1 protein-coding gene is annotated in these 623 nt (G+C 62.6%); it reads left to right on the top strand.

Going from position 1 to position 623, the window contains the following annotated elements; translation table 11 throughout:
- The coding region (locus MA876_RS18830) for a hypothetical protein (protein ID WP_248153025.1) at positions 1-514 on the top strand (514 nt) is incomplete at its 5' end.
- Positions 515-623 lie beyond the last annotated feature (109 nt).

Genomic DNA, 623 nt, shown 5'->3' with positions numbered 1-623 from the left:
AATCGGGCCGCAGCTCGGCGACCATGCGGACAGCGCGCTCACGAAGCTCGCGCGGATACTTGCTGGGACGTCCCATGAGACAGATCCTTCCAAGGAATCATGTCTCCGGACATGCCGGGGCGAGTCAGTCGGTGGGACCGGTCCATTCACGGGCTTGGGTGTGTTGTCCGAAGCCGTCTCGCTACAAGCGTTGCGGTGGGATGGGCCAACTGCAGAAACCGCTGCCCTCGCTCACCTGCCCGAACTGCGCACGTTCGTCGGCGAAATCGACCCGGTCGAAGGCGGCAACGCAAACGCCTACGTCTGGCCCACCGACCCCATCAACAAACACGACCTCAGTGGGCAACTGAGTGCTGACTCAGCCGCAGTGTGGGCATCAAGGGGCCACAAGGTGACGGCGTCCGACATCGACGTGACCCGACCCCGCGTCGACAACTGGACTCTCGCCCAGTACACGCTCAAGCGCTCCATCGACAGGCAGCTCTCGCGCCCCAACGGGGGACTGTCTGATTAACGGTGGATCTGGTCTGGCCTGACTGAAAGGAAGGGCGATGACCGATGTCATCGAGATGATCGATCCCGTGACGGGAGAGATCATCGATGAGCAGCAGCTCGCGGAGCAG

The sequence above is a fragment of the Microbacterium aoyamense genome (assembly GCF_023155855.1).
Classification (GTDB): Bacteria; Actinomycetota; Actinomycetes; order Actinomycetales; family Microbacteriaceae; genus Microbacterium; species Microbacterium aoyamense.
Note: the sequence above shows the minus strand (reverse complement) of the source record. Positions and strands in the feature narration are given on the sequence as shown.